This window comes from Streptomyces sp. NPDC004561, assembly GCF_053602155.1.
Window position 1 is genome coordinate 1 of record NZ_JBSGDB010000797.1, and the last position, 2,377, is coordinate 2,377.

Sequence of the window (2,377 nt, forward strand, 5' to 3'; positions counted from 1 at the left end):
GCCGTGCCACGGCCCGGGCCCTGACCGCGGCCGCCGCGTACGCCGAGACGCGCGGCACCGCCGACGGCCACGCCCGGGCCCGCGCCGTGAGCGCCGCCGCCATCCACGCCGCCTGGCAGTCGCTGCTCGCCCCCGGCACCCGCCCCGACGGCACCCGGCGCGCCCTCGAACGGCTCCTCGTCCGCGCCGAGGTCGCCCTCGCCGCCCCCGCGGACACCGACCCCGCACGGCTGCGCGCCTGGGCCCGCGAACTGCGCGGCACCGGCCGGATCCCGGGCGCCGGGTCCCCCGGCGAGTCCGCCGACGAACTCCTCAGCGTGGACACCGAACTGGCCCTCCCGCCGAAGCCGTCGCGGCAGCGGCTCGCCCCCCTCGTCCCGATCGCCGCGCGCACCGCGATCGGCTGCGCCCTCGCCGGGTACGCCTCCCTCGCGCTCGGGGTCGGCCGCCCCTACTGGGCGCTGGTCACCGCGGCCTCCCTCTACCAGGCCAACGTCACCCTCACCTGGAACCGGGGCGTCCAGCGCGTCGTCGGCAACGTCCTCGGCGTCCTCGTCTTCGCCGCCCTCGCCCCGCTCACCCACCGCCACCCCGTGGCCCTGGTGCTGTGCTGCGTCGCCCTGAACTTCGGCGCGGAGGCGCTGATCGGCCGCAACTACTGGCTCGGCACCGTCTGCGTCACCCCGATGGCCCTGCTCATCACCGAGTTCGCCCGCGCCCAGAACCCGGCCGAGCTGATCACCGACCGGGTCGCGGACACCCTCGTCGGGGCGCTGGTCGGCTTCGTGGCGGCCGTCGCCGTCACCAACCGGCGCGCGGGCGACCGGCTGGAACACGCGCTGACCACGGCGGAACGCGCCCGCGAGGACACCGCCCGGCTGCTCGCCGAGCCCCGGCCGGCACCCCGCGCCCTGGAGACCGCCCGCCGCGCCCTCGCCGCCGCGCTGGTCGACCTGCGCGCCACGGCCGACGCCGCCGCCGGCGAGTGGTGGCAGCGCGCCCTGCCCGAGGAGCGGGTCGTGCTGGCCGAGCGGTGCGGACACCGTACGCTCGCGGCGACGGTACGACGCCAGGGCCTCGCACCGCAGGACCACGACCCGGGCAGGACGACGGAGGGCATACGGCCATGACGGCGACGAACGGCGCATCGGCAGCCGGGGGCGAGGCGTCCGGCGCGCGAGCGCGGCACGAGGTGCCCAGGGCCGACACCGTCGCCTCCGTGGTCCGGCAGTGGCGGGCCGTGCACCCCGGACTGGACACCGGGCCCATGGAGATCATCGGGCGGATCAACCGCTGCGCCGCCCTGCTCCAGCAGGCCGAGGACGCGCCGCTGCGCCGGGCCGGGCTCAGCCGCCCCGAGTTCGACCTGCTCGGCGCGCTGCGCCGCACCGGGCACGAGCTGACGCCGGGGGAGCTGGCCCGGGAGACCTTCTCCTCCGGGGCCGCCGTGACCAAGCGGCTCAAGCAGCTGACCGAACGCGGCCTGGTCGAGCGCCGCGGCGACACCCGCGACCGCCGTGTCGCCCACGTCCGCCTCACCGACACCGGCCGCGACCTGGTCGACGGCATCCTCCCCGAGCAACTCGGCTACGAGACCTCCGTCCTCTCCACGCTCGCCCCCGAGGGCCAGGACGAACTGGCCGGCCTGCTGGCCGAGTTGCTCAGCCGCCTGGAGGGCCGGACGGGCGCAGTGCGGGCCTGAGCGTCGCAGGCGCAGGCGTCAGTCCTCCGCGGGCGCCCGGTACACGCCGAACGCCGCGCCCTGGGGATCCCGCAGCCCCGCGAGGCGCCGGCCGTTCGGCATCGACGCGGGAGGTGTGACGACGGCGCCGCCCGCCCGCGCCGTGACCTCCGCGGAGGCGTCCACGTCGTCGACCGAGAAGTACGGCAGCCAGTGCGCGGGCGCCTCGGGCGGGTACCGGTCGCCCATGTCGGCCATACCGCCGAAGTCCTCCCCGCCGACACCCCACTGCGTGTACCACTGCGAGGCGTTGACGCTCCAGCCGAACACCGAGGTGTAGAAGTCCCGGGCCCGGTCGGTGTCGCGGGTCGCCAGCTCCACCCAGCCGAGCGACCCGGGCGCGTTGAACAGCCCGGCACCCGGGAAGGCGCGCGCCTGCCACAGCTGGAACACCGCGCCGGCCGGGTCGACGGCCACCGCGAACCGGCCCGCGTCGAACACGTCCATCGGGCCGAGGACCACCGTCCCGCCGGCCTCCTCCACCCGCCGTGCCGCCGCGTCCGCGTCGGCCACGGCGAAGGAGACGTTCCAGGCCACCGGCTGCGACTCCTGGTACAGCGGGCTGATCGCGGCCACTGCCGCGTCCCCGAGGTGCGCCACCGTGTAACCCCCCGCCTCCTGCCGGGGGTCGGTCTC

Annotated in this window: 3 protein-coding genes; 2 read left to right on the forward strand and 1 reads right to left on the reverse strand. The window is 77.1% G+C overall.

Annotated elements, in window-relative coordinates:
- Window positions 1-1,130: FUSC family protein (locus ACWEN3_RS45415; RefSeq protein WP_452984173.1), on the forward strand; the 1,130-nt coding region annotated here is incomplete at its 5' end.
- On the forward strand, window positions 1,034-1,702 hold the full coding sequence (locus ACWEN3_RS45420) for a MarR family winged helix-turn-helix transcriptional regulator (RefSeq protein ID WP_452984175.1): 669 nt from the start codon (window positions 1,034-1,036) through the stop codon (window positions 1,700-1,702). The genes ACWEN3_RS45415 and ACWEN3_RS45420, both read left to right, overlap by 97 nt.
- A gap of 18 nt (window positions 1,703-1,720) precedes the next feature.
- Here ACWEN3_RS45420 and ACWEN3_RS45425 read toward each other — a convergent pair.
- A partial coding sequence (locus ACWEN3_RS45425) for a VOC family protein (RefSeq protein ID WP_452984177.1) occupies window positions 1,721-2,377 on the reverse strand: 657 nt, incomplete at its 5' end.